The organism is Oerskovia jenensis, assembly GCF_016907235.1.
Taxonomy (GTDB): Bacteria; Actinomycetota; Actinomycetes; order Actinomycetales; family Cellulomonadaceae; genus Oerskovia; species Oerskovia jenensis.
Window position 1 is genome coordinate 3,233,981 of sequence record NZ_JAFBBO010000001.1, and the last position, 24,162, is coordinate 3,258,142.

At 72.5% G+C, this 24,162-nt stretch carries 23 protein-coding genes; 16 read left to right on the top strand and 7 right to left on the bottom strand.

Annotation, left to right across the window (positions count from 1 at the left end; translation table 11 throughout):
• The first annotated feature begins 85 nt into the window (after positions 1–85).
• A complete protein-coding gene (locus JOD49_RS14585; protein WP_030144068.1) occupies positions 86–823 on the top strand; it encodes a phosphoglyceromutase in 738 nt (245 codons plus the stop codon).
• Positions 824–1,085: 262 nt separating this feature from the next.
• Here JOD49_RS14585 and phoU read toward each other — a convergent pair whose 3' ends face one another.
• Positions 1,086–1,754, bottom strand: a complete 669-nt coding sequence (gene phoU / locus JOD49_RS14590; RefSeq protein ID WP_205307805.1) for a phosphate signaling complex protein PhoU — start codon at positions 1,752–1,754, stop codon at positions 1,086–1,088.
• 169 nt (positions 1,755–1,923) lie between these two features.
• Between phoU and JOD49_RS14595 the strand changes: the two genes are divergently transcribed.
• Together JOD49_RS14595 and JOD49_RS14600 are read left to right on the top strand one after the other, a co-directional pair.
• Positions 1,924–3,357, top strand: a complete 1,434-nt coding sequence (locus tag JOD49_RS14595) for a sensor histidine kinase (RefSeq protein WP_205307806.1) — start codon at positions 1,924–1,926, stop codon at positions 3,355–3,357.
• A complete protein-coding gene (locus JOD49_RS14600) occupies positions 3,354–4,058 on the top strand; it encodes a response regulator transcription factor (RefSeq protein ID WP_205307807.1) in 705 nt (234 codons plus the stop codon). Before JOD49_RS14595 ends, JOD49_RS14600 begins: the two co-directional genes overlap by 4 nt.
• A 122-nt stretch (positions 4,059–4,180) precedes the next feature.
• Here the strand turns inward: JOD49_RS14600 and JOD49_RS14605 are convergent, their stop codons facing one another.
• Entirely contained in the window at positions 4,181–6,151 is a 1,971-nt protein-coding gene (locus tag JOD49_RS14605; protein WP_307822563.1) for a BCCT family transporter, read from the bottom strand.
• Positions 6,152–6,475: 324 nt separating this feature from the next.
• Here JOD49_RS14605 and pstS point away from each other — a divergent pair, with 324 nt between their 5' ends.
• The 4 genes from pstS to pstB all read left to right on the top strand — a co-directional run bounded on the left by pstS (position 6,476) and on the right by pstB (position 10,660).
• Positions 6,476–7,612: a phosphate ABC transporter substrate-binding protein PstS gene (gene pstS, locus JOD49_RS14610; protein ID WP_205307808.1), complete on the top strand. Its 1,137-nt coding sequence runs from the start codon at positions 6,476–6,478 to the stop codon at positions 7,610–7,612.
• A 134-nt stretch (positions 7,613–7,746) separates the two neighbouring features.
• Entirely contained in the window at positions 7,747–8,730 is a 984-nt protein-coding gene (gene pstC / locus JOD49_RS14615; RefSeq protein WP_205307809.1) for a phosphate ABC transporter permease subunit PstC, read from the top strand.
• Positions 8,730–9,815, top strand: a complete 1,086-nt coding sequence (gene pstA / locus JOD49_RS14620; RefSeq protein ID WP_205307810.1) for a phosphate ABC transporter permease PstA — start codon at positions 8,730–8,732, stop codon at positions 9,813–9,815. The genes pstC and pstA overlap by 1 nt, the downstream gene beginning before the upstream one ends.
• Before the next feature lie 65 nt (positions 9,816–9,880).
• Complete coding sequence (gene pstB, locus JOD49_RS14625) at positions 9,881–10,660, top strand: phosphate ABC transporter ATP-binding protein PstB (RefSeq protein ID WP_205307811.1); 780 nt, start codon at positions 9,881–9,883, stop codon at positions 10,658–10,660.
• A 117-nt stretch (positions 10,661–10,777) separates the two neighbouring features.
• On the opposite strand, the gene JOD49_RS14630 is transcribed toward pstB, so the two are convergent.
• Entirely contained in the window at positions 10,778–11,317 is a 540-nt protein-coding gene (locus JOD49_RS14630) for a septum formation family protein (protein WP_205307812.1), read from the bottom strand.
• Between the two features lie 300 nt (positions 11,318–11,617).
• Positions 11,618–12,103 carry a hypothetical protein gene (locus JOD49_RS14635; protein ID WP_205307813.1) on the bottom strand — a complete coding sequence of 162 codons (486 nt, stop codon included), beginning with the start codon at positions 12,101–12,103 and terminating at the stop codon, positions 11,618–11,620.
• Positions 12,104–12,444: 341 nt separating this feature from the next.
• Here JOD49_RS14635 and JOD49_RS14640 point away from each other — a divergent pair, with 341 nt between their 5' ends.
• The 3 genes from JOD49_RS14640 to ispF all read left to right on the top strand — a co-directional run bounded on the left by JOD49_RS14640 (position 12,445) and on the right by ispF (position 14,333).
• Positions 12,445–12,927, top strand: a complete 483-nt coding sequence (locus tag JOD49_RS14640) for a CarD family transcriptional regulator (protein WP_205307814.1) — start codon at positions 12,445–12,447, stop codon at positions 12,925–12,927.
• A gap of 174 nt (positions 12,928–13,101) precedes the next feature.
• The gene (ispD, locus tag JOD49_RS14645; RefSeq protein WP_205307815.1) at positions 13,102–13,851 is read left to right on the top strand and encodes a 2-C-methyl-D-erythritol 4-phosphate cytidylyltransferase; all 750 of its coding nucleotides are present in this window, start codon (positions 13,102–13,104) and stop codon (positions 13,849–13,851) included.
• Positions 13,848–14,333 (top strand): 2-C-methyl-D-erythritol 2,4-cyclodiphosphate synthase, encoded by a 486-nt coding sequence (ispF, locus tag JOD49_RS14650; protein ID WP_205307816.1) that lies wholly within the window; start codon positions 13,848–13,850, stop codon positions 14,331–14,333. Before ispD ends, ispF begins: the two co-directional genes overlap by 4 nt.
• 34 nt (positions 14,334–14,367) lie before the next feature.
• On the opposite strand, the gene JOD49_RS14655 is transcribed toward ispF, so the two are convergent.
• Positions 14,368–14,937 carry a hypothetical protein gene (locus JOD49_RS14655; protein WP_205307817.1) on the bottom strand — a complete coding sequence of 190 codons (570 nt, stop codon included), beginning with the start codon at positions 14,935–14,937 and terminating at the stop codon, positions 14,368–14,370.
• 203 nt (positions 14,938–15,140) lie between these two features.
• Between JOD49_RS14655 and JOD49_RS14660 the strand changes: the two genes are divergently transcribed.
• On the top strand, positions 15,141–15,812 hold the full coding sequence (locus JOD49_RS14660; protein ID WP_205307818.1) for a TetR/AcrR family transcriptional regulator: 672 nt from the start codon (positions 15,141–15,143) through the stop codon (positions 15,810–15,812).
• Positions 15,813–16,014: 202 nt separating this feature from the next.
• Here JOD49_RS14660 and JOD49_RS14665 read toward each other — a convergent pair whose 3' ends face one another.
• Entirely contained in the window at positions 16,015–17,418 is a 1,404-nt protein-coding gene (locus tag JOD49_RS14665; protein WP_205307819.1) for a D-arabinono-1,4-lactone oxidase, read from the bottom strand.
• Between the two features lie 36 nt (positions 17,419–17,454).
• Between JOD49_RS14665 and JOD49_RS14670 the strand changes: the two genes are divergently transcribed.
• The 5 genes from JOD49_RS14670 (at position 17,455) to JOD49_RS14690 (ending at position 22,835) form a co-directional block, all read left to right on the top strand.
• Positions 17,455–18,783, top strand: a complete 1,329-nt coding sequence (locus tag JOD49_RS14670; RefSeq protein ID WP_205307820.1) for an alanine racemase — start codon at positions 17,455–17,457, stop codon at positions 18,781–18,783.
• Between the two features lie 98 nt (positions 18,784–18,881).
• Positions 18,882–19,277, top strand: coding sequence for a PPOX class F420-dependent oxidoreductase (locus JOD49_RS14675; protein ID WP_205307821.1), 396 nt, complete (start codon positions 18,882–18,884; stop codon positions 19,275–19,277).
• Positions 19,278–19,379: 102 nt separating this feature from the next.
• Entirely contained in the window at positions 19,380–20,819 is a 1,440-nt protein-coding gene (gene cysS / locus JOD49_RS14680) for a cysteine--tRNA ligase (RefSeq protein ID WP_205307822.1), read from the top strand.
• 97 nt (positions 20,820–20,916) lie between these two features.
• Positions 20,917–21,939, top strand: coding sequence for a 23S rRNA (guanosine(2251)-2'-O)-methyltransferase RlmB (gene rlmB, locus JOD49_RS14685; protein ID WP_205307823.1), 1,023 nt, complete (start codon positions 20,917–20,919; stop codon positions 21,937–21,939).
• Between the two features lie 185 nt (positions 21,940–22,124).
• Positions 22,125–22,835: a YoaK family protein gene (locus JOD49_RS14690; RefSeq protein WP_205307824.1), complete on the top strand. Its 711-nt coding sequence runs from the start codon at positions 22,125–22,127 to the stop codon at positions 22,833–22,835.
• Between the two features lie 39 nt (positions 22,836–22,874).
• Here the strand turns inward: JOD49_RS14690 and JOD49_RS14695 are convergent, their stop codons facing one another.
• Positions 22,875–24,116, bottom strand: a complete 1,242-nt coding sequence (locus JOD49_RS14695) for a DUF4032 domain-containing protein (protein WP_205307825.1) — start codon at positions 24,114–24,116, stop codon at positions 22,875–22,877.
• Positions 24,117–24,162 lie beyond the last annotated feature (46 nt).

Consider the following 24,162-nt stretch of genomic DNA (forward strand, 5'->3'; position numbering starts at 1 on the left):
GAGAGATTCCCGTTCCGTAGATGTTCGGTGACCATTTCCCGGGACAGCGCGGTCGCCGGGTCCCTCGTGCGGCAGGATGGTCACCATGACCTACACCCTCGTGCTGCTCCGCCACGGCGAGAGCGAATGGAATGCCAAGAACCTGTTCACCGGCTGGGTGGACGTCGCACTCTCGGAGAAGGGCGTCGAGGAGGCGAAGCGCGGCGGGAGCCTGCTGACGGACGCGGGCGTGCTCCCGGACGTCGTGCACACGTCGCTGCTGCGTCGCGCGATCACCACGGCGAACCTCGCCCTGGACTCGGCCGACCGTCACTGGATCCCCGTGAAGCGCTCGTGGCGTCTCAACGAGCGCCACTACGGTGCGCTCCAGGGCAAGGACAAGAAGCAGACGCTCGCCGAGTTCGGCGAGGAGCAGTTCATGTTGTGGCGTCGTTCGTACGACGTGCCGCCGCCCGCGATCGAGCTGGGCTCGGAGTTCTCGCAGGACACGGACCCGCGCTACGCGGACGCCCCGGTCGTGCAGACCGAGTGCCTCAAGGACGTGCTCGAGCGCGCCCTGCCGTACTGGGAGGGTGAGGTCGTCCCCGACCTCAAGGCCGGCAAGACGGTCCTCGTCGCGGCGCACGGCAACTCGCTGCGCGCGATCATCAAGCACCTCGACGGCATCTCGGACGAGGACATCGCGGGCCTCAACGTGCCCACGGGCATCCCGCTGGTCTACGAGCTGGACGAGAACCTGGTCCCCGTCGTCAAGGGCGGCAAGTACCTCGACCCGGCTGCTGCGGCGGACGCGATCGCCGCGGTCGCGAACCAGGGTCGCTGATCGCCCCGTCGCTCTGACGCGAACGCCCGACGGCGCCGCTCCCCTCGCGAGGGGAGCGGCGCCGTCGGGCGTTGGTGGGGTGGGAGACGCCCACAGCGTGCCGTGCGGTCCGCGTGGGTCGTCGCCCCCTCGCTGCCGAGCATGCGGTGGACGCACCACGAGCATGCGGTTGGCGTCGAGAATCACGTGATTCTCGACGCCAACCGCATGCTCGGCAGCGAAAAGGGGGGCCGGGTCCGGGGACCCGGGGCCTGGGGACTCGCTAGGCGCGCATGGCCTGGCCGCGGCCCTCCGCGAAGTCGCCCGTGACGAGGAACGTCACGCGCTTGGCGATCGAGACCCCGTGGTCGCCGAAGCGCTCGTAGTAGCGGCCCACGAGGGTCACGTCGACCGTCTCCTGCGGCGTGCCGGTCCAGTCCGGCCCCAGGATCGCCGCGAACGTGTCCTGGTGCAGGTGGTCCAGCAGGTCGTCGTCCCGCTCGACGTTGGCCGCGACCGTCAGGTCCCGCGTCGTGAGCAGCGTCGTGGTGCGGCGCGCGACCCGGGTCGCGGCGTCGTGCATCTGGGAGAACGTCCCCTCCAGCAGGGGGTGGATCGCGTGCGCCGGGTAGCGGCCGCGCGCGACCTGGGCGACGTGCCGGGCGAGGTCGCCCATGCGCTCCAGGGTCGCGCTCATGCGCAGGGCGCTCACGACGACGCGCAGGTCGGTCGCGACCGGCTGCTGCTGTGCGAGCAGCAGGACGCACCGCTCGTCGAGCTCGCGCTCGAGGGCGTCGATCGCGTGGTCGGACGCGATGACGGACTGCGCGAGCTGGAGGTCTGCGGTGAGCAGCGCCGTCCCGGCTCGACTGATGGCCGACTCGACCAGCCGACTCATCTCGGCGAGGTCGTCGCCGACCTGCTTGAGCTCGGCCTCGAAGATTTCCCGCATCGGTTCCCTTTCCTGGTGACCAGCAGAGACCACCATGACAGCCGCGGTGAACGGGGAGGTGAACGGTCAGGTGAACGGTGGGACGACGCCACGTGAACTCTTGGACACGCGCCGGGCGAACCGCCCCGGGTGGTCGGGTGGGCTCGGGGGACGACCGTACGCTGGTGACGTGGAAGGAATCCAGGAGGGCATCGGGCTGCTCGTCGCAGGAGTCATCGGGCTCCTCGTCGGCGTCTTCGCGACGCTCGCGTTCCGGTTCAGCGAGCGCGCGCTGCGGAGCATGCCGGACGAGGAGGCGCCCGAGCTCGACGAGGGCCTGGTCCGTGTCCTCGCGGTGCTGCGGTCCGCAGCCGTGGTGCTCGACGCCGAGGGCGAGGTCGTGCGGGCGAGCCCGCCGGCGTACGCGCTGGGCGTGGTGCGCGGCGACGCGATCGTGCACGCCCCGATCCTCGACATGATCGAGGAGGTCCAGCGTGACGGCGTGATCCGCGACGAGGAGCTCGAGCTCCCGCGCGGGCCGGTGGGGCGCGGCATGGTCATGCTGCAGGTCCGGGTCGCGCAGGTCGGCCCCCACCACATCCTGGTCCTCGCGGAGGACCGGACCGAGGCGAGGCGGGTCGACGCGATCCGCCGCGACTTCGTGGTCAACGTGTCGCACGAGCTCAAGACCCCCGTGGGGGCGCTCGCGCTGCTGGCCGAGACGGTCCAGGACGCCGCGGACGACCCGGTCGCGGTCCGCCGCTTCACGGGCCGCATGCAGCAGGAGGCCACGCGCCTGTCCGCGCTGGTCCAGGAGATCATCGAGCTCTCGCGCCTCCAGGTCGCCGGTGCGCTCCAGGCCGTCACGGCCGTGCCCGTGCGCGGCGTCGTGGAGGAGTCCGTCGACCGGGCCCGCACCACCGCGCAGGGCAAGGGCATCGTGCTGACCGTCGGCGGGGACCTCGACGCCGTGGTCTACGGGGACCACGCGCTGCTCGTGACCGCGGTGCGCAACCTGCTCGACAACGCGGTCGCCTACTCGGGCGAGAACACCCGTGTCGGGGTCGGGGTGAGCGTGGTCGGAGACCTCGTCGAGATCGCGGTCGTGGACCAGGGCATCGGCATCTCCGAGGGCCAGCAGCAGCGCGTGTTCGAGCGCTTCTACCGGGTCGACCCCGCGCGCTCCCGCGACACGGGCGGGACCGGGCTCGGGCTCAGCATCGTCAAGCACATCGCGGCCGACCACGGCGGCGAGGTGACCATGTGGTCCGAGCCGGGCCGCGGCTCGACGTTCACGCTGCGCATCCCCGCGGCGAACCCGACCGCCGAGGGCTTCGAGAGCAGCGCCGACCCGGACGGGGACGACGTGGACGAGCCCTCGGAGTCCTCGGAGCCCGCGGCCGCGGCTGCCTCTGCCGCCCCCGGCGACCCGGCCGACCCGGCCGCCGCCGGCGACCCAGCCGCCCCCGGCGACCCGGCGGCCCCCGACGACCCGGCGGCCCCCGGCGAACCGGCCGCTCCCGACGACCACCCGAATCCCGGCCTCGCACCCTCCAGGGCGCAGGGCTCCCAGGCAGCTCCCCATCAGGGCACGTCCCCCAGAACCAAGGAGGTGGGTGCGTGACGCGCATCCTGGTCGTCGAGGACGAGGAGTCGTACCGCGACCCTCTGACCTATCAGCTGGCCCGTGAGGGCTTCGACGTCGTCGAGGCGGCGACGGGTCCCGAGGCACTGGCCGCGTACGACGCCGGGGGAGCGGACCTGGTGCTGCTCGACCTCATGCTCCCCGGGCTGAGCGGCACCGAGGTGTGCCGCGAGCTGCGCCAGCGCGGGAACGTGCCCGTCATCATGCTCACGGCCAAGGACTCGGAGATCGACAAGGTCGTGGGTCTCGAGCTCGGGGCCGACGACTACGTGACCAAGCCCTACTCGTTCCGTGAGCTCCTCGCGCGCGTCCGTGCGGTGCTGCGCCGCCAGGGCGGCGCGGAGGCCACCGCTGGCGAGCCCGAGGACGACGGTGCGCTCGAGGTCGGTCCGGTCAGGATGGACGTCGAGCGGCACACCGTCTCGGTGCACGGGGAGCTCGTCTCGTTCCCGCTCAAGGAGTTCGAGCTGCTCGAGCTGCTGCTGCGCAACGCCGGACGCGTGCTGACACGCGGGCAGCTCATCGACCGGGTCTGGGGCGCCGACTACGTGGGCGACACCAAGACCCTCGACGTGCACGTCAAGCGCATCCGCTCCAAGATCGAGCCCGATCCCGCGACCCCGCGCTACCTGCTCACGGTCCGTGGCCTGGGCTACAAGGTGGCCGACGGCGCCGCGTAGGACGCGCCAAGGACGGGAGCGCCGGTACGCCTGCCGGCGAGGGCCCGCCCGGCCCGCCCGGGCCGCACGTGGCGCGGGCCGCCCGGGCGACGCTCGGACCGGGCGGCGGGGCGACGGTCGTGTCAGGCGGGCGGCGGACCCGAGGGTGGGCCGCCGGGCGGTGCGTCGCGGTCGCCGCGCCGCCGAGGCCGACCGATGAGAGCCCCCCGCCGCTCGGCGGGCGTCTTTGGAGGTTTCGGCGGCTTGGGCGGTCTGCGCCCGTCGCTGCCGTAGAGCTCGTCCCACTGCTCGGAGATGGACTCGGTGACGCGGCGCGTGACGTGCTGGGTGAGGGCCAGGCGGGCCTGCGCCCGTTCGGCACGCAGGATCGCGCTGTGCTCCTCGCGCAGGGCGATCACGGTGGACAGAGCCATCCCGATCATCACGACCGAGAACGGCAGGGCGATGAGGATCGCGGCCGTCTGGAGCGCGGTGAGGCCGCCCGAGATCAGCAGGGCGATCGCGAGGAGGCCGGACAGGACGGCCCACAGGATCCGGTTCCAGACGGCGGGGTGCGGGTCGCCGCCCGAGGTCAGCATCCCGACGACGAACGAGCCGGAGTCGGCGGACGTCACGAAGAACACCCCGATGAGAACGATCGCGAGGACCGTGAGCACCGGGCCGCCCGGCAGGTCGCCCAGGAGCTGGAAGAGCACCGTGTCGGTGTCGACGCTCCCGTCGGGGCCTATGAGCCCGCCGTCGCCGAAGATCTGCCGGTACAGCGCCGAGCCGCCGAAGACCGAGAACCACAGGAACGTCACGAGCGTCGGGACCAGGAGCGTGCCCATCACGAACTCCCGGATGGTGCGGCCCCGGGAGATGCGTGCGATGAAGACGCCCACGAACGGTGCCCAGGAGATCCACCAGCCCCAGTAGAAGATCGTCCACGACGACTGCCACTCGAGGCCCGCGTCGCCCTGGAAGGCCGTGGTGTCGAACGTGAGCCGGATGACGTTCTGCAGGTAGTACCCCATGGACTGCACGTAGTCGCGCAGCAGGAAGAGCGTGGGGCCGACGACGAGCACCGTGAGGGCCAGGACGCCCGCGAGGACCATGTTGCCGTTGGAGAGCCACTTCATCCCGCGCCCCAGGCCGGACGCGACCGAGAGCGTCGCGACGGCCGTGATCCCGACGATGAGACCGATCTGGAGCGAGAGTCCTGGCTCGGCGACGTTCAGGAAGCCGAGCCCGGCGCCGATCTGCAGGACGCCGAAGCCGAGCGAGGTCGCGACGCCGAACACGGTGCCGAGCACCGCGACGACGTCGACCGCGTCGCCGAGGCGGCCCTTGACCCGGTCGCCGAGCAGCGGTTCGAGGGCCCACCGGATCGAGACGGGCCGCCCCTTGCGGTGGATCGCGTAGGCGAGCGCGAGGCCCGCGACGACGTAGATCGCCCAGGCGTGCACGCCCCAGTGCAGGTAGCTCTGCCCCATCGCGGCCTGCGCGAGCGCGGCGGGATCGCCCGTGACTCCGGGCTTGGGGGTCGCGTAGTGGGTCAGCGGCTCGGCCGCTCCCCAGTACACGAGCCCGATCCCCATGCCCGTCGCGAACAGCATCGCGAACCACACGGGCAGCCGGAACAGCGGGGTCTCGTCGTCCTTGCCGAGCACGATGTCGCCGAAGCGGCTCAGCCCCATCCACAGCGCGAAGATGACGAACCCGGCCACGATGAGCACGTAGTACCAGCCGAACGCACCGATCACGTCGGCCTGGAGCGTCTTCAGGACCGCCGTGGTCCCGTCGGTGAAGACCATCGCGAGGAGCACGAACAGCAGGATCAGGCCCGCGGCGGGGTAGAAGACACGCGGGTACATGCGCCCGGTCGGGGCGGGCAGGGCCGCAGTGCCCGACGCCGTCGCGTCCTCGGGCGGGGGCGGGGTGCCGTCGGCGGGCCGGGTCTGGTTCGCGGCCGGGTCGGTCGGGGCGACCTCGGGGGCGTCGGTGCGTGACGTGGCGAGGCCGGTGCCGGCGTCCGGCTCCCCGACCGGGGTCGTCGCCGACGCCTCCGGCTCGCCCTCGGCCGGGTGCGGATGGCTCGTGCCGTCGTCTGTCACAGGGGTCCTCCTGACGTCCGTCGTGGTGCGGCCGTCGATCGACCTCGGATCGCCGGGTCGTGGTGACGGCCCGGCGACCTGTTCTCACCAGACTTCCCGACGCGTCCGGGCGGGGCAACCGGTGGGGGCCCTGGGGAGCGTGTCCTCGCTCACCGGGCCGCCGTCGGGCACGCTGCACCTGCTCTGTCCACAGGCCGCAAGAGTCTGTGCACTGTTCATCCGTCGTTCACCCGGAGCACCGGAACGCGTCACCCGGGCTGCTTAGCGTCGTTGTTGTCACCGGCGCTCGCTGGTGCCCCCGCGTTGACAGGATGGAAGAAGAGAGTGAAGCTCAGCCGATTCACCCGCGCAGGTTCCGCAGCAGCCGTCGGCGTGCTCGCGTTGACGTTGGCAGCGTGCGGCTCGAACAGCACCGACTCCGGCGGTGGCGCCGCCACCGACGGCGCATCGAACGGCTCGACCGAGGACCTCACGGGAACGCTCGCCGGTGCGGGCGCCTCGTCCCAGGAGAAGGCCGTGGCCGGCTGGATCGCCGGCTTCGGTGACATCGCCCCGGGCGTGACCCTCAGCTACGACGCGGTGGGCTCGGGCGGCGGCCGCGAGCAGTTCCTCTCCGGTGCGACGCAGTTCGCCGGCTCGGACGCCGCACTCAAGGACGACGAGCTCGCGACCGCGACGGACCGCTGCTTCGGCGGCGAGGCCATCGAGGTCCCGCTCTACATCAGCCCCATCGCCGTGATCTACAACCTGCCCGGTGTCGACGCCGAGCACCTGAACCTCTCGGCCGAGACGCTCGCGAAGATCTTCAACCGCGAGATCACGACCTGGAACGACCCGGCCATCGCCGCGGAGAACGAGGGCGTCACGCTCCCCGACACCGCGATCATCCCCGTGAACCGTTCGGACGAGTCCGGCACCACGGAGAACTTCACCGAGTACCTCGCGGACGCCTCGAACGGCGCCTGGCCGCACGAGGCGAGCGGTGACTGGCCGCTGTCCGGCGGCCAGTCCGGTCAGGGCACGCAGGGTGTCGTCGACACCGTCACGGGCGCCGAGGGTGCCATCGGGTACGCCGACGCCTCGCGCGCCGGTGACCTGGGCACGGCCGCGATCAAGGTCGGCGAGGAGTACGTGCCGTTCTCGCCCGAGGCCGCGGCCAAGGTCGTCGACGCCTCGCCGCGCGCCGCGGACGCGACCGACAAGCGCCTCGTCGTCGAGATCGACCGCACCACGACCGAGGCCGGCGCCTACCCGCTGGTCCTCATCTCCTACTCGATCGCGTGCGACACCTACGACACGGCCGAGGACGCCGCCAACGTCAAGGCGTACCTGACCTACGTCGCCAGCGAGGAGGGCCAGGCGCGCGCCGCCGAGCCGTCCGTCGCCGGCTCCGCCCCGATCTCGGACGCGCTGCGCACCGAGGTCCAGGCAGCGCTCGACACGATCAGCGTCACGAGCTGACCGAACAGCTGAACACGGTCACTCACCCAGGGGCGGGTCACGTCGAGGCACTGCGCCCGACGCGGCCCGCCGCGGGTGCGTGACCACCTGGAAGCCCGTCCCACCACCGCCGCACCTCAGTCATCGGAGCATCAGTGGCCGTCACCTCTCCTCCCTCCACCCGAGCAGGGCTCGGGTCCGAACCCACGGTCCCCGTGACCAAGGGCGGCCTGGCGGGCCGTCTCTTCGCGGGCCTGTCGACGGGCGCCGGGATCCTCATCCTCGTGGTCCTGGCCGCGGTGGCCGTGTTCCTCGTCATCGAGGCGTGGCCCGCGCTGACGGCGAGCCCCGAGGAGCTCCAGAAGATCTCCTGGTTCAAGGCGGACTCGCTGCTCGCGTACATCGGGCCGCTGGTGTTCGGCACGCTCCTGGCCTCGATCCTGGCGCTCCTGATCGCGGTGCCGGTCTCGGTGGGCATCGCGCTGTTCATCTCGCACTACGCGCCCCGGCGCCTGGCACAGGGCCTCGGCTACCTGATCGACCTCCTCGCGGCCATCCCGAGCGTCGTGTACGGCCTGTGGGGCGCCCTGTGGTTGCTCCCGATCCTCAACCCGTTCTTCACGTGGCTGAGCGGCACGCTCGGGTTCGTCCCGCTGTTCGAGGGCTACCAGGCACCTGCGAAGAACATCATGTCGGCCTCGATCGTCCTGGCCGTCATGATCCTGCCGATCATCACGGCGGTCTCGCGCGAGGTGTTCCTCCAGACCCCGGTGCTGCACGAGGAGGCGTCGCTCGCGCTGGGCGCGACGCGCTGGGAGATGGTCCGCATGGCCGTCCTGCCCTTCGGTCGCTCGGGCGTGATCAGCGCGTCGATGCTGGGCCTCGGGCGTGCGCTGGGCGAGACCATGGCCGTGCTCATGGTCATCTCGCCCGGGTTCCTCTACTCGCTGTTCCTGCTCAAGCCGGGCCAGCAGCAGACGATCGCCGCGAACATCGCCTCGAAGTTCCCTGAGGCCAGCGGCCTCGCGGTGAGCACGCTCATCGCGACCGGGCTCGCGCTGTTCGTCATCACGTTCGTCGTCAACATGATCGCGCGCTGGATCATCGCGCGCCGCAAGGACTTCTCGGGAGCGAACTGATGACGGCCACCGACCTCACCCCCACGCCTGCCGCCCCGGGCGACGCGGGCACCCTCCAGCTCGTCCCGACGCAGAAGCGCCTGCCCCGTTGGGCCCCCTGGGCCTTCGCCGCGGGGGGCGTGCTCGTCGCGTTCGGGATCCTCGCGCTCGCCGGGAGCCCGACCCTCGCGGGGGTGCTGGGCCTGGGCGCGGTGCTCTACGCCGTCGGGCTGAGCGTGACCTCGCGGTTCGTCGAGGGCGCCCGCTGGGCCACCGACCGCCTGGCGACCACGCTCGTGACGTTCGCGTTCCTGCTCGCGCTGATCCCGCTCGTCTCGCTCCTGTGGATCGTGGTGACGCGCGGCGCCGAGCTGTTCGGGGCGACGTTCCTGTCGACCGACATGGTCGGCGTCTACGGCGACATGACGAGCGGCGGGATCTGGCACGCGATCGTCGGCACGCTCCTCATCACGGGGGCCGCGACGCTCATCTCGGTGCCGATCGGCCTGCTCACGGCCATCTACCTCGTCGAGTACGGGCGCGGCGCCCTCGCCCGCTGGATCACGTTCCTCGTGGACGTCATGACGGGCATCCCGTCGATCGTCGCGGGCCTGTTCGCGTTCTCGCTGTTCACCCTGATCTTCGGCCCCGCCTACCGCGCCGGGATCATGGGCGCCGTCGCGCTGTCGCTGCTCATGACCCCGGTCGTGATCCGCTCGGTCGAGGAGATGCTGCGCCTGGTGCCCAACGAGCTGCGCGAGGCGTCGCTCGCGCTGGGCGTGCCCAAGTGGCTCACGATCGTCAAGGTCGTCCTGCGGACCTCGATCGCGGGGATCGTCACGGGCGTCATGCTCTCGATCGCCCGCGTGATCGGGGAGACCGCACCCCTGCTGCTCACGGTCGGCCTCATCACGCAGGTCAACTGGGACCTCTTCGACGGTCGCATGGCGACCCTCCCGGTCTTCGCCTACCGCCAGTACGAGCAGGGCGGCGTGGGGATCGACCGGGCCTGGGCCGCGGCCCTGACCCTGATCCTCATCGTCATGCTGCTCAACCTGATCGCCCGGCTCATCAGCCGACTGTTCTCGCCCAAGACCGCTCGCTGAGCCGAGCCCACCAGCCCGGCCGGGCAGCGCACCCCGCGCGACCGGCCGCCGGAAGGAAGCACATCATGTCGAAGCGAATCGACGTCTCCGACCTCAACGTCTACTACGGCGACTTCCTCGCCGTGGAGGGCGTGACCATGGCGATCGAGCCCCGCTCGGTCACGGCCCTGATCGGCCCGTCGGGCTGCGGCAAGTCGACGTTCCTGCGCACGCTCAACCGCATGCACGAGGTCATCCCGGGCGCGCACGTCCAGGGCAAGGCCGTCATGGACGGCCAGGACCTCTACGCGCCCGACGTCGACCCGGTCGCGGTCCGCCGCCAGGTGGGCATGGTCTTCCAGCGGCCCAACCCGTTCCCGACCATGTCGATCAAGGAGAACGTCCTGGCGGGCGTGCGCCTGAACAACAAGCGCATCTCCAAGGCCGACGCCGAGGAGCTCGTGGAGACCTCGCTCCAGGGCGCGAACCTGTGGAACGAGGTCAAGGACCGCCTCGACCGTCCTGGTTCGGGCCTGTCCGGCGGGCAGCAGCAGCGCCTGTGCATCGCGCGCGCGATCGCGGTGCGCCCGCAGGTGCTCCTCATGGACGAGCCGTGCTCGGCGCTCGACCCGATCTCGACGCTCGCGATCGAGGACCTCATGGCCGAGCTCAAGGACGAGTACACGATCGTGATCGTCACGCACAACATGCAGCAGGCGGCGCGCGTGAGCGACCGCACGGCGTTCTTCAACATCGCGGGCACGGGCAAGCCGGGCCGGCTGATCGAGATGGGCGACACCGCGACGATGTTCTCCTCGCCCTCCGAGCAGGCCACGGAGGACTACATCTCGGGCCGCTTCGGGTAGATCGCGGTGCGGGCCCGTGGCCCGACCGACCTCGGGTTCGTCCGCGGGGTGCGGACAGCACGACGGCGAGGCACCCTCCTGGAGGGGGGGCCTCGCCGTCGTGCATCGCGGGGAGGGCTAGATCGCGGCGCCCTTGAGCGTGCCCGTCACGGTCTCCTCGACGGGGCCCACGAAGCACTGGACGGTGCGGTCGTCCGCCATGTCCCAGCTCTCCTTCGAGGGGAACATGGCCCAGAACTCGAGCGTCGACTCCTCGTAGGCGAGGCCGACGAACTCCTCGAAGACGGAGTAGCAGTGCTCCATGCCGGTGTCGGAGACGGCCTGGTCGCCGGGGAAGTCTCCGGCCGGCAGCTCGTGCTCGGCGTAGACCTCGCCCGTGTGGGGGTCGGCGCACGGGACGACGGGGAGCGACTCGTACTCGACCGCCTCCTCGGTCTCCGCGGGGGCGGCCTCGTTGACGCAGTCGCCGACCTGGATCGAGAAGACGTCGGCGTCGGACGCCGCGGTGACCTCACCGCCCGGCTCGTCACGCTGGGCCTCGGCCGGGCCGAAGACGGAGTCGACGATCGCGCCGCACCCGGTGAGCAGGAGGGCAGAGGTCAGGAGGCCTGCGGCGACCGCGACGGTGCGGGCGGAGCGAGGGCGGGCTGTTGCCATGGAAGGTCGTTTCTACGAGGGGGGAGGCCACGACGGCCGATCCCGATGACCGGGATGCTACTGGCCGGTACTGACGCGTGTCGTTGTGATTTGGCACACGAGTCCCGGTAGCGCGACGGCGAGGTCCCCCTCGGGGAACCTCGCCGTCGCCTCGCTCTTCCAGCCCGCTGCCGCCCGGTGTGCCGATCCCGACCGTGCCGCGCGGGCCCGCCCCGGCCGGCGCGGGCGCGCTCCCTTCGGAGCGGGCCGAGCGCGGGGCTCGTGCGCAGGGCGGACGGGGCCCCGGGCGGGGGCGGACGATCAGGGCAGGTAGTCCTCGTACTCCGAGAGCGTGCCGTTGACGACCGGGACCTGGGCGGTCTCGGTCTCGCCCGTGCTCGAGGTGACCGTGACGGAGATCGTCGCGCCCGGAGCGGCGTCGATGTTGCCGAACTGGGCCTCGAAGCCGCCGTCGACGCTGAAGTAGACCGTCTCGCCGGCCTCGAGGGGGACGTCGACCGGGTCGGTGCCCTCGGGGGCGATGGTGAGCTCGAGGGGCTCGTCCGAGTCGTTCGCGGCCCCGCCGAGCAGCGTCCCGGGCTCACCCTCGGCCTCCGAGACGATGAGCAGGTTGAGCGCCCGGACCTCGTCGGTCAGGTTGACGCGGATGCCGTCGGACGGCGAGTACGCGATGTCCGTCGTGATGGGTGAGCAGGCCGACACGGCGACGGCGCTCGCCACGATCACGGGGATCGCGAGCATGAGCGACCGGCGCGGCGTGGTCGGGCGGGACGGGGTGCGGGTCACGTGCGCTCCAATGTGCTGCGGTCAGTCTCGGTGTGCCCAGGAGGTGTGTGCCGGGCGAGCTTCTCCGCCGTCCGGCGCCCCTGGGCGCAGATGGTCACAGCCTAGTCGCTCGTGAGGGGATCCGGCTCGAGGGCTCGTGGAGGGCCTTCACAGGCCCCCACGACCTGTTCGGGGCGTGTTCCACGGGCCGCGAGCGGTGGGTAATCGTGCCGAGATGTCCGTCCGACTGCCGTGTGACCAGGAAAAACGCCGGGACGGTGCGCCTGCGGGCCAGGGCAGGGGCTCGGAACGGAGGTACCCCCCGTGGTAAGATCGACCTCCGCGAAAGGGGACATCTGCAGATGACGTTCACAGTAGGCGAGACCGTTGTCTACCCACATCACGGTGCCGCAAAGATCGAAGAGATCAAGACCCGCACCATCCGCGGGGAGGAGAAGATCTACCTGAAGCTCAAGGTGGCTCAGGGTGATCTGACGATCGAGGTCCCGGCGGACAACGTCGACCTGGTGGGCGTCCGCGACGTCGTCGGCCAGGAGGGCCTCGACAAGGTCTTCGAAGTTCTTCGCGCACCATACACCGAAGAGCCGACCAACTGGTCGCGCCGCTACAAGGCCAACCTCGAGAAGCTGGCCTCGGGCGACGTGATCAAGGTGGCAGAGGTCGTCCGCGACCTGTCGCGTCGTGACGCAGACCGTGGCCTCTCCGCCGGGGAGAAGCGCATGCTCGCGAAGGCTCGACAGATCCTGGTCTCGGAGCTGGCCCTGGCCGAGCACACCGAGGAGGACAAGGCCGAGGCCATCCTCGACGAGGTCCTGGCTTCCTGAGCAGAGCCTCACCCCCGTACCACCGACGACGCACGGACCTCCTCCGGTCCGTGCGTCGTCGTCGTTCGTGGGCCCGCCCGCGCGAGGACGCGCCGTGAGGGGGCACTCTCGGCCGATCGTCTCGTCAGCGGGCCGAAGAGGGTCCGCAGGCCGAGATCGTCTACCGTGAACGCTGTGACGACCCTCGCCATCCTGACCGCCGCCGGCTCCGGCACCCGCCTCGGCTTCGACCTCCCCAAGGCGCTCGTTCCCCTGCGCGGCCTTCCCCTCGTCCTGCACGCGGCGCGCCGTCTGACGGCATCGGGGGTCGTCGACGCTCTCGTCGTGACGGCTCCGAACGGTCTCGTCTCGGTCATGTCCGACGTCCTGGAGCACGACCCGCACGTGAGCGTGCCCGTGGTCGTCGTGGCGGGTGGCACCACGCGCCAGTCCTCGGTCGCGGCCGGCCTGACGCGGGCACGGGCCGACATCGACACGGTGGTCGTGCACGACGCCGCCCGCCCGCTGGCTCCGGCCGCGATGATCCGTCGCGTGGTCGAGACGGTCAAGGCGGGGCACCAGGCCGTCATCCCGGGGCTCCCCGTCGTGGACACGATCAAGATCGTGGCTCCGCGCGGCCCGGGGGAGGACGGGCACCCCGCGCTGCCTGCCGGGGTGGACCGGGTCGCCGCGACCCCGGCCCGCACGCTGCTGCGCGCCGTCCAGACGCCCCAGGCGTTCGATCGGGCGCTCCTGGTGCGCGCGCACGCCGCGGGAGCCGCGCGTGCCCGGACGGAGGCCACGGCCGCGACGGACGACGCGTCGCTCGTCGAGGCACTGGGCGAGGACGTGTTCGTGGTCGACGGCGACGAGCTGGCGATGAAGGTCACGACCGCACGCGACTTCTACTACATCGAGAAGCTCCTGACGGAGGACGGGCGATGAGCGTCCCCCGGACGGGCATCGGGACCGACGTCCACGCGTACGCCGCCGAGGGCGAGGAGCGCGAGCTGTGGCTCGCCGGACTCCACTGGCCGGGGGAACGCGGCCTCGCAGGCCACTCCGACGCCGACGTGGCCGCGCACGCGGCCGCCGACGCACTCTTCTCGGCGGCGGGGATCGGGGACCTCGGCTCGAACTTCGGCACGAGCGCCCCGGAGTGGGCGGGGGCGAGCGGAGCGTCTCTGCTCGCGGAGGCTGCCCGCCGGGTGCGTGCGGCAGGTTTCGAGATCGGCAACGTGGCGGTCCAGGTCATCGGCAACCGGCCACGGCTCGGGCCGCGTCGGGCCGAGGGCGAGGCGGTGCTGAGTGCTGCAGCCGGGGCGCCCGTGAGTCTCACGGCGACCACGACGGACGGCCTGGGGCTGACCGGTCGCGGCGAGGGCGTCGCCGCGCTCGCGACCGCACTGGTCGTCCTTGTCGACTGACCGGGGCGGGCCGACCTCGCCGGTGCGGCGGGAGTCAGCCGACGGGCGTGACGACCAGGCTGTCGGTGACCGCGCGTGCCTGGGCCGCGCCGTCGGCGTCCGCGGTCGCGTAGGTCTCGGTGACGTAGACGAACGCCGAGCCCGTGGGCGTCGCGACCTCGACGATCGTCTCGACCTGGGTCACGGGGACGCCGTCGACGGTGCGTGTCGCCCCGAGCCGGTAGGCGGGCAGGCCCGCGACCGTGACCGGCCCGGGCTGGGTCGGGTCCATCTTCACGTCGTCGGACGTCTGGAGGGCTTGGGCCGCCTCGGTGGTCCTGTCCGCGAGCGTCGCGGTGCCGGGACCGCTCGTCGTGACGACGACGTTGGCCGTGAAGCCGGGGTCCCCGGAAGGGGTCGTCGACCGGACGACGAGCGGGGCGCTCTGCCCCGCACGGTCCCAGCTCTCGGGGGTGGTCACGCTCGCCGCGACGGCGCCCTCCGGGACGGCGAAGGTCTGGGCGGTCGGCGCGGCGGCGGGAGTGCTCGTCCCGCACGCGGTGAGCAGCGCGCTCACGGCGGCGACGACCACGGCGACGGCGAGCGGGCGGCTCGGGTGGTGCACGGGGATCCTCTCGGCGACGGTCGGACGCCCTGCCGGGGCCCGGTCCCAGCCTGCCACGTCGTGCTCGTGTCCTGGTCGCAGGATGGCCGCTCCCGGGCTTCCCACGTGCGAAAATACGACATTGAAGGCATGGTGGACAAGGACGACGACGGCGCGTTCCTGCCCGTCGTGCTGCCGCGGTGTGGTCATGAAGGAGGTCGACGATGAACCGCATGTCGATCGAGGAACGTCGGGCGCAGATCGTCGACGCGGCGATGTCCATCGCCGTCCGCGACGGTGTCGAGGCCGTGACGGTCAGGGGCGTCGCGGCCGAGGCCGGGATCTCGTTGGGCACGGTCCACTACTGCTTCGAGGACAAGGACGCGATGCTCCGGGCCATGGGGCACAGCGTCGCGGTGGTCGCCTCGGAACCGGTCCGCCTCGCGATGGATCCCACGAAGGGTCTCTACGCGATCGCCCACGCGGCGGCCGACGGGCTCTGGGAGGGGCTGACCCCACGCCGGCACATGCGTCTGCTGACGTTCGAGTTCGCGACCGCCGGCTCGCGCAACCGTGCGCTGCGCCCCGTCGCGAGAGCGCACCTCGAGCAGACCTGGGCCATGACGCAGGGCATCCTCGACCAGCTCTCGCAGATCGCCGGCATCACGTACTCGATGGACACGCCCTTCTTGTCGCGCATCGTCGCGGGCTACATCGACGGCATCGAGATCGCCTGGCTCGTCCAGCAGGACGACGACGCCGCGATCCGCAGCTTCCACGCGCTCGCGGACTACGTCCTCTCGCTCGTGGTGCACCCCGAGGGCGCGGCACCCGGTGCGACGCCCGGCGCGGCGCCCGACGAGGGCCCCGACGCCGCGGCTCCCGCCTCCCGGTAGGCCCGCCCGCCGCCCCCCGGGGCGTCCCTGGGAGGGAGCGGCCCCGGCGGCGCCTCCCGGGCGGCTCGGCGCCCCGACGGTGCCTCCGCCGCGCGGCACGCGCACGTGGGCCTCCGCCGCGCGGCACGCGCACGTGGGCGGCTCAGCGCCCCGACGGCGTCGGGGCCGTCCTGCGCCCGAGGAACCCCGCGGGGGATGACGGTCAGCGCGGCCCGAAGACCTGGTCCGTGTAGGGGTTGGCGAACACCCCGTCGGGGTCGGCCTGGGCGCGGACCCGGCGGAAGTCCTCGAAGCGCGGGTAGCGCTCGGCGAGGTCCGCGGCGCCGAGCGTGTGGAGCTTGCCCCAGTGGGGGCGCCCGCCGACTCCGGCGACGATCTTCTCGACGCCCTCGAAGTAGCGTTCGTGCGGGAGCCGCGCGTACTGGTGGACCGCCACGTAGGCGCTGTCGCGGCCGTGGGCCGTGGAGAGCCAGACGTCGTCGGCCGCGGCGAAGCGGACCTCGACCGGGAACGGCACGTTCTCCCCCGAGGCGCGGACCCAGGCGTCGATCTCCTCGAGCACGTTCACGAGCTCGGCCCGCGGCACCGCGTACTCCATCTCGCGGAATCGCACGCGGCGCGCAGACACGAACACCTCGTGCGAGGGGGCGACGTACGTGCGCGGGGCGAGCGCGCGGGCGGAGAGCGCGTTGATCCGCGGCGTCGCGCGCGGCACCGCGGTCGCGAGCCGGTTGATGACCTCGAAGGCCCCGTTGGACAGGAGCTCGTCGTCGACCCAGGCGCGGGCCCGGGTCAGGGGGCCGGGCCGCTCGCCGCGGGTCGTGCGCAGGACGGCCGTGGCCTCGTCGTCGGGCGCGAGGCGGTCGTTGCGCTTGGTGAGCGCGCGGCGGGTGTGCGGGAACCAGTAGAACTCGAAGTGGTCGTGCGCGTTCTCGAGGCCCTCCGCGTCCGTGCCCCCGCCACGGCCGCCCGACGCGGTGCTCAGCTCCTCGAGGACACGGTCGAGCGGCCAGGGCTCCTCCTGGGCCCGCAGGTGGAACGCGGGCACGACGTCGAGCGTCACGGCGGCCAGCACGCCCGTGCTGCCGAGGCCCAGGCGGCTCGCCTCGAACAGGTCGGGGTTCTCGTCGGGCGTGGCCTCGGTGACCGATCCGTCGGCTCCGACCACGCGCACGCCACGCACCTGTGTCGCGAGCCCACCGAGCGCGGCGCCCGTGCCGTGCGTGCCGGTCGAGATCGCGCCCGCGATCGACTGCCGGTCGATGTCCCCGAGGTTGCGCATCGCGAGGCCCGCGGCCGCGAGCACCGCGTTGAGCCGGTGCAGGCGGATCCCGGCGCCCACGGTCACGCGCGCGCCGGTCTCGGTGCGGGTCACGTCCTCGACGGCCCCGAGCGCGTCGAGGCTCAGGAGCACCCCGTCGGTCACCGCCGCGGCCGTGAACGAGTGGCCCGCGCCGACGGCGCGCACCCGCTGCCCGTCGGCTGCGGCTCGTCGCACGGCCTGGGAGAGCTCGTCGGTGTCGCGCGGGGCGACGCGGCGCAGGGGAACGGCGGTCTGGTTTCGCGCCCAGTTCGTCCATGAACCGGGAGCCTGCTGGCTCGTCACACCACGCACTGTCTCACGAGGGGTAGGTTTCTTTCCATGACGACGACGCCCGTGCAGCGCAGCGCGCAGGACCCGTCCACCCCGTCCTGGTCCCGGGGACGGGTGGGCCCAGGGGGGCAGGGAGCGCACGACGCCTCGGCCGTGGCCGAGGCCCGCACCCTCGGCGACCGGCTCTCGGCCGCGACCGAGCGCGTCCCGGGCCCCGTCGCGGTCGTGGACCTCGACGTGTTCGACGCCAACGCGCGCGAGCTCCTGGCCCGCGCGGGCGGCGTGCCCCTGCGGCTCGCGTCCAAGTCGGTGCGCGTGCGCTCGCTCGTGCGCCGTGCGGGCGAGCTGGGCTTCGCGGGCATCATGGCGTACTCGCTCGCCGAGGCGCTGTGGCTCGTCGAGACCGGCGCGCGCGACGTCCTGGTCGCGTACCCCACGGTCGACCGCCGGGCGCTCGCCGAGCTCGCCGCGGACCCGGCGGCACGCCGCGAGATCACCCTCATGGTCGACGACGTCGCGCAGGTCGCGCTCGTCGCCGCGGCGCTCGCGGGGCACCACCCGGGCGAGGACGACGGCGGGGCACCGGACGGTCCGCCCGTCCTGCTCTGCCTCGACGTCGACGCGTCGCTGCGCCTGGGCCTCGGCCCGTTCACCGTCCATCTGGGGACCCGCCGCTCGCCCGTCCACACGCCGGCCGAGGCGCGGGCCCTCGCACGGGCCATCGCGGACACCCCCGGCCTGCGCGTGCGTGGCCTGATGTTCTACGAGGCGCAGGTCGCGGGCCTGCCCGACACGAGCCCCGCGGTACGGCTGGTCAAGAAGGCCTCGGTCGCGGACCTGGCCACGCGCCGTGCCGAGGTCCTCGCGGCCGTGAGCGACGTCGTCGGGCACGACCTGGAGCTCGTGAACTCGGGGGGGACCGGGTCCCTCGAGACCTCGGCCTCGGACCCGGTCGTGACCGAGGTGACGTCGGGCTCGGGGCTGTACGTCCCCGGGCTGTTCGACGCCTACCGGTCGTTCACCCCGCACCCGTCGGCGTACTTCGGGCTCGACGTCGTGCGCGTGCCGGCGCCCGGCTACGCGACCGCGTTCGCGGGCGGCTACGTGGCCTCGGGCCCCGCCGGGGCGCTGCGCGTGCCGCGTGTCGTCGAGCCGGGCTGGCGGCTCACGTCGTCGGAGGGCGTGGGCGAGGTCCAGACACCGCTGCGCGCGACCCGCGGGGCCGAGCGGCGCCTCGCCGTGGGCGACCGCGTCTGGTTCCGGCACGCCAAGGCCGGCGAGCTCATGGAACGCTTCGACCGTGTGCACCTCGTGCGCGGGGACCAGGTCGTCGAGGAGGTCCCCACCTACCGGGGTGAGGGCAAGAACTTCGGGTAGCGACGCCGTCGGGCACGCCGCGCGTCCCGCCGACGTCCAGGTGCTGAGAAGTCCGGCGATCCGGGAATAGGCGGACGTCCCGTGCGATTGAGCACGACATGACGACCCTCCCCGACGCCGCCAAGGCGCTCCTCGACACCCCCGAGTTCGCGACCGTGGCCACGATCGAGGCCGACGGCAGCCCCCAGACGTCGGTCGTGTGGGTCGCGCGCGACGGCGACGACGTCCTCTTCTCGACCGTCCACGGCCGCCGCAAGACCGACAACCTGCAGCGGGACCCGCGCCTGAGCGTGCTCGTCTACCCGCGCGACGCGCCCTACCAGTACCTCGAGGTCCGCGGCGAGGCCGTGATCGAGGAGGACCCCTCGGCCTCGCTCATCCACGCGCTCGCCCAGAAGTACACGGGCGCCGAGCGGTACACGGGCGACGACGACACCGACAACCGCCGCGTCGTCGTGCGCGTGAAGCCGAGCAAGGTCCACTGGCGCGACTGACACCGTCGCGTGCCCCGCCGCGACGGGGGAGAGAGGGCACCGGGACGCCGCCCCGAGGGGGCGGGTTCTGCCGGGAGGGGTGCGCCCCGGTAACCTTTGGGCGTGAGCCTTCGACTGTTCGACACCGCGACGCGGGACGTGCGCGCCTTCATCCCTCAGAACCAGGGTGAGGTCGGCATCTACCTGTGTGGGGCGACGGTCCAGTCGGCGCCGCACATCGGGCACATGCGCTCGGCCGTCGCGTTCGACGTCCTGGTGCGCTGGCTGCGTCGCACGGGCTCGCGCGTGACCCTCATCCGCAACGTCACGGACATCGACGACAAGATCCTCGCCAAGTCCGTCGACGCGGGTGAACCCTGGTGGGCGTGGGCCGCGATCAACGAGCGCGCGTTCACGGCCGCCTACGACGCCCTGGGCGTCACACCGCCCACGTACGAGCCCCGCGCCACGGGGCACGTGCCGGACATGGTCGAGCTCATGACCCGCCTGGTCGACTCGGGGCACGCCTACACGACCGGACCCGGCGACGTGTGGTTCGACGTCCGCTCGTGGGCCGACTACGGCTCGCTCACCAACCAACGCCTCGAAGACCTCGCCCCCGCCCCGGCGGACCCGGTCGAGGACTCGCTCAAGCGCGACCCCCGCGACTTCGCGCTCTGGAAGGCCCCCAAGCCCGGCGAGCCCGCCACGGCGTCGTGGGACACCCCGTTCGGCCGCGGACGCCCCGGCTGGCACCTCGAGTGCTCGGCCATGGCGCACCGCTACCTCGGGAGCACGTTCGACATCCACGGCGGCGGCCTCGACCTGCGCTTCCCGCACCACGAGAACGAGCAGGCACAGTCCCGCGCCGCCGGAGACGGGTTCGCCCAGTACTGGCTCCACTCCGCCTGGGTCACCCAGGGCGGCGCCAAGATGAGCAAGTCGCTCGGCAACGGGCTCCTGGTGCGCGAGGTGCTCAGCACGACCAGCCCGGCCGTGCTGCGCTACGCGCTCGCGTCCGTCCAGTACCGCTCGATGCTCGAGTGGACGCAGGACACCGTGACCGAGGCCGAGGCGACGTGGGAGCGGCTCAGCGGGTTCGTGCAGCGCGCGGGCGAGCGCGTCGGCGCGATCGACGCCTCGGACGTCCAGCAGGCCGAGCTCCCGGCGGCCTTCGTGGCCGCCATGGACGACGACCTCAACGTGCCCGCGGCCCTCGCCGTCGTGCACGAGCACCTGCGCGCGGGGAACTCGGCGCTCGCCGACCGCTCCCCGGCCGCGGACGCCGTCGCCCGTCACCACCTCGTCGCCCTCCGGGCGATGCTCGACGTCCTGGGGCTCGACCCCGCGGGCGAGCAGTGGGCCGACGCCGGGGACACCCGGTACCGCCAGGCGCTCGACGCGGTCGTCACGGCCGAGCTCGACGCCCGCGCGCAGGCCCGGGCAGCACGCGACTTCGCCACCTCCGACACGATCAGGGACCGTCTCGCGGTCGCCGGGATCGTCGTCGAGGACTCCAGCGACGGGGCCCGCTGGTCCCTCGCTGCACGCCAGGGCACCTGACGGGTACCCAGGCCCGACGGCCGGACGTGGCCCCGTGAAGGGGCCGGGATCCGCCACCACAACTTCACTCGCACACAACGACCGACGGGGCAGACCCATGGCTGGAAACTCACAACGACGCGGCGCGACCCGCAGCAGCAACAAGAAGGGCGCCGTCGCCGGTACGGGCGGCAAGAACCGCCGCGCCCTCGAGGGCCGCGGCCCGACGCCCAAGGCCGAGGACCGCACCTACCACAAGGCCCACAAGGCGAAGGCGGCCTCCGAGCGCCGCGAGGCCACCTCGACCGGCCCCCGCTCCCACGACGCGAAGAGCGCGGCTCGCGGAGGACGCCCCAGCGGTCGCACGCCGTCGCGCACGACGCGGTCGAGCAGTGCGAACGAGGTCGTCAACGGCCGCAACGCCGTGCTCGAGGCCCTGCGCGCGTACATCCCCGTCTCCGCGGTGTACATCGCGACGCGCCTCGAGGCCGACGACCGCACCAAGGAGATCCTGAACATCGCGTCGGGGCGCGGGTACAACCTCCTCGAGGTCACCAAGGCCGAGCTCGACCGCATGACCGACGGCTCGGTCCACCAGGGCGTCGCGATCCAGGTCCCGCCGTACGACTACGCCGACCCCGAGGACCTGCTCGACCGCGCGCACGAGGCCGGCGAGCCCCCGCTCATCGTGGCCCTCGACGGCGTGACCGACCCGCGCAACCTCGGTGCCGTCCTGCGCTCCGCGGGGGCTTTCGGGGCGCACGGCGTCCTGGTGCCCGAGCGCCGCGCGGCCGGCGTCACGGCCTCGGCCTGGAAGGTGTCCGCGGGCGCCGCGGCGCGCGTGCCCGTGGCCCGCGCGACCAACCTCGTGCGCACCCTCACCGAGTACAAGGCGGCAGGCTGCTTCATCGTCGGCCTCGACGGCGGCGGCCCGGTCTCGGTGGGCGAGCTCGCGTTCGGCAAGGACCCGCTCGTGCTCGTCGTCGGGTCCGAGGGCAAGGGGCTCTCGCGCCTCGTGCGCGAGACGTGCGACGTCGTCGCGTCGATCCCGATCCTCTCGGACGTCGAGTCGCTCAACGCGGGCGTCGCGGCGGGCATCTCGCTGTACGAGGTCGCGCGCCTGCGCGCCGCGGAGGACTGAGACCCCGTCCCGTTCGTCCAGGGCGCCCCGTCGCACCACCTTCCTGGTGGCGCGGCGGGGCGCCCTGCGTCGTCCGGGGGTCTCGACGCGCCGGTACGGCCTTCGCGCGCGCTGCGACGCGAGGCGCGGGCGGGGAGGGCGGGTGTGCGGGTGCGCCGGAGAGCGGCCCGAGGGATGCTCACGAGATGGACCCCGAACCCGTGCACCGGCACTACCGGGTGCTGCTCCTGGTCCTGACCTTCTCCACGGGCATCATCGACGGCATCTGCTACCTGGCCCTCGACCAGGTCTTCACGGCCAACATGACGGGCAACGTGCTGATACTCGGGATGGGCCTGGCCGGGGGACAGGACGTCCCGACGGCCGGTCCGCTCGTGGCCCTGGCGGCGTACGTCGCGGGCGCGGCGATCGCCGGGTACGCCTTCCGGAACCAGCCTGCGGGCTGGCACCGGACGACGACCGGCCTGTTCGCCGGGGTCGGTCTCGGGGTGCTCGTGGCGTCCCTCGTGGCGCACCTGGTCGGACGGCCAGGAGGATGGCGCCTGCTCGTGCTGGTCGCCGTGCTCGGGGTGTCGATGGGAGTCCAGGCGGCGACGGCGCGACACCTGTCGGTCAAGGACCTGACGACCGTCGTGGTCACCTCGACCCTCACGGGACTGGCCGCGGACTCCTTCCAGGACGGCCGGGGTCGGCGGGCCTGGGTCCGTCGGGTCTCCGCGGTGGTCGCGCTCGGGAGCGGCGCGGCCGTGGGGGCGCTCCTTCTGCGTGCGGGGACAGGGATCGCGCTGGTGGTGCCCGGGGCGATCGCGCTCGGGGCCGCGGTCGTGGGAGAGGCGTACCGCCGCACGGACCGCCGGAGGGCGAGTGCCCGGCCCCCCGGCGCCGAGGCCGGGTAGCCGGAGCCCTGGCCCCGAGCACGGCCTCGGGCCCGGGGGCTACTCCTGCCGGTCGACCTCACCGGGGGCGAGGCCCAGGATCGCCTTCTCGTCGGGTCGGTGCCGCAGGACGTTCTCGACGTAGGAGGCCGTGGCCTCGGGCATGGGGATGTCGCGGCCGGCCTTCTCCGAGATGAACCAACGGTGGTCGAGGATCTCGTGGAAGAGCTGGGCGGGCTGCAGCTTGCGCCGCAGGTCGCGCGGCACGGCCTGGATCGTGGGCTCGAAGACCCCGCTGAGCCAGTCGTGCGCGACGAACTCCTCGTCGTCGTTCTGGCGTTCGGCGGCGGCCCGGTAGGAGTCGAGGTCGTTGAGCAGGCGCCGGGCCTGGTTCTCCTGGACGTCGAGCCCCGTGAGGCGCAGGAGACGGCGTGCGTGGTGCCCCGCGTCGACGACCTTGGGCTGGATCTGGACGGTCGTGCCGTCGATGTCGGTCGTGATGGCGAGCTCGCCCACGTCGAAACCCAGGTTGTTGAGCCGCTCGATGCGCGCGGCGACGCGCCAGCGCTCGTCCGAGGCGAACGTCTCGGCGTTCGTCAGGGCGTCCCAGAGCTCGTTGTAGCGGGCGACGAGCGCGTCCCCCACGAGGATCTCGTCGATGTCCTCGTCGAGCAGCTCGCCCGCGGACAGGTCCATGAGCTCGCCGATGATGTTGGTCCGGGCGAGGTCGACGTCGTAGCTGCGCTGGCCGGGGCTCAGCTCGCGGTGCAGGTCACCGGTCTCGGCGTCCACGAGGTAGGCCGCGAAGGTCTCGGCGTCTCGGCGGAAGAGCGTGTTGGACAGGGACACGTCGCCCCAGTAGAAGCCGATGAGGTGCAGGCGCACGAGCAGCACCGCGAGGGCGTCGATGAGGCGCGTCGCGGTGTCCGGTTGGAGGGCCTGGCTGAAGAGCGCGCGGTAGGGCAGCGAGAACTGCAGGTGCTCGGTGATGAGCACGGCCTCGAGCCGTTCGCCGTTCGCGTCGCTCCGGCCGGTGATGACGCCCACGGGCACGACGCTGGGGACGTCGAGGCGGCTGAGCTGGCGCAGCAGCTCGTACTCGCGGTACGCGACGGACTCGCCGATCTCCTTGATCGCGATGACGCGGCCGGACATGCGCACGAAGCGCACGATGTGGCGCGAGATACCGCGGGGGAGAGCCGCGAGGACGCTGTCCGGCCACTCCTCCAGGGGGATGTCCCAGGGGAGGTCGAGCAGTGCTGGGTCGGGGGCTGACGCGGTGATCTGCAGGTTCTGCACCATGACAGGTCCTTTCTCCGCGGTGGCCGGTCGCATGCGGGGGTGTGGC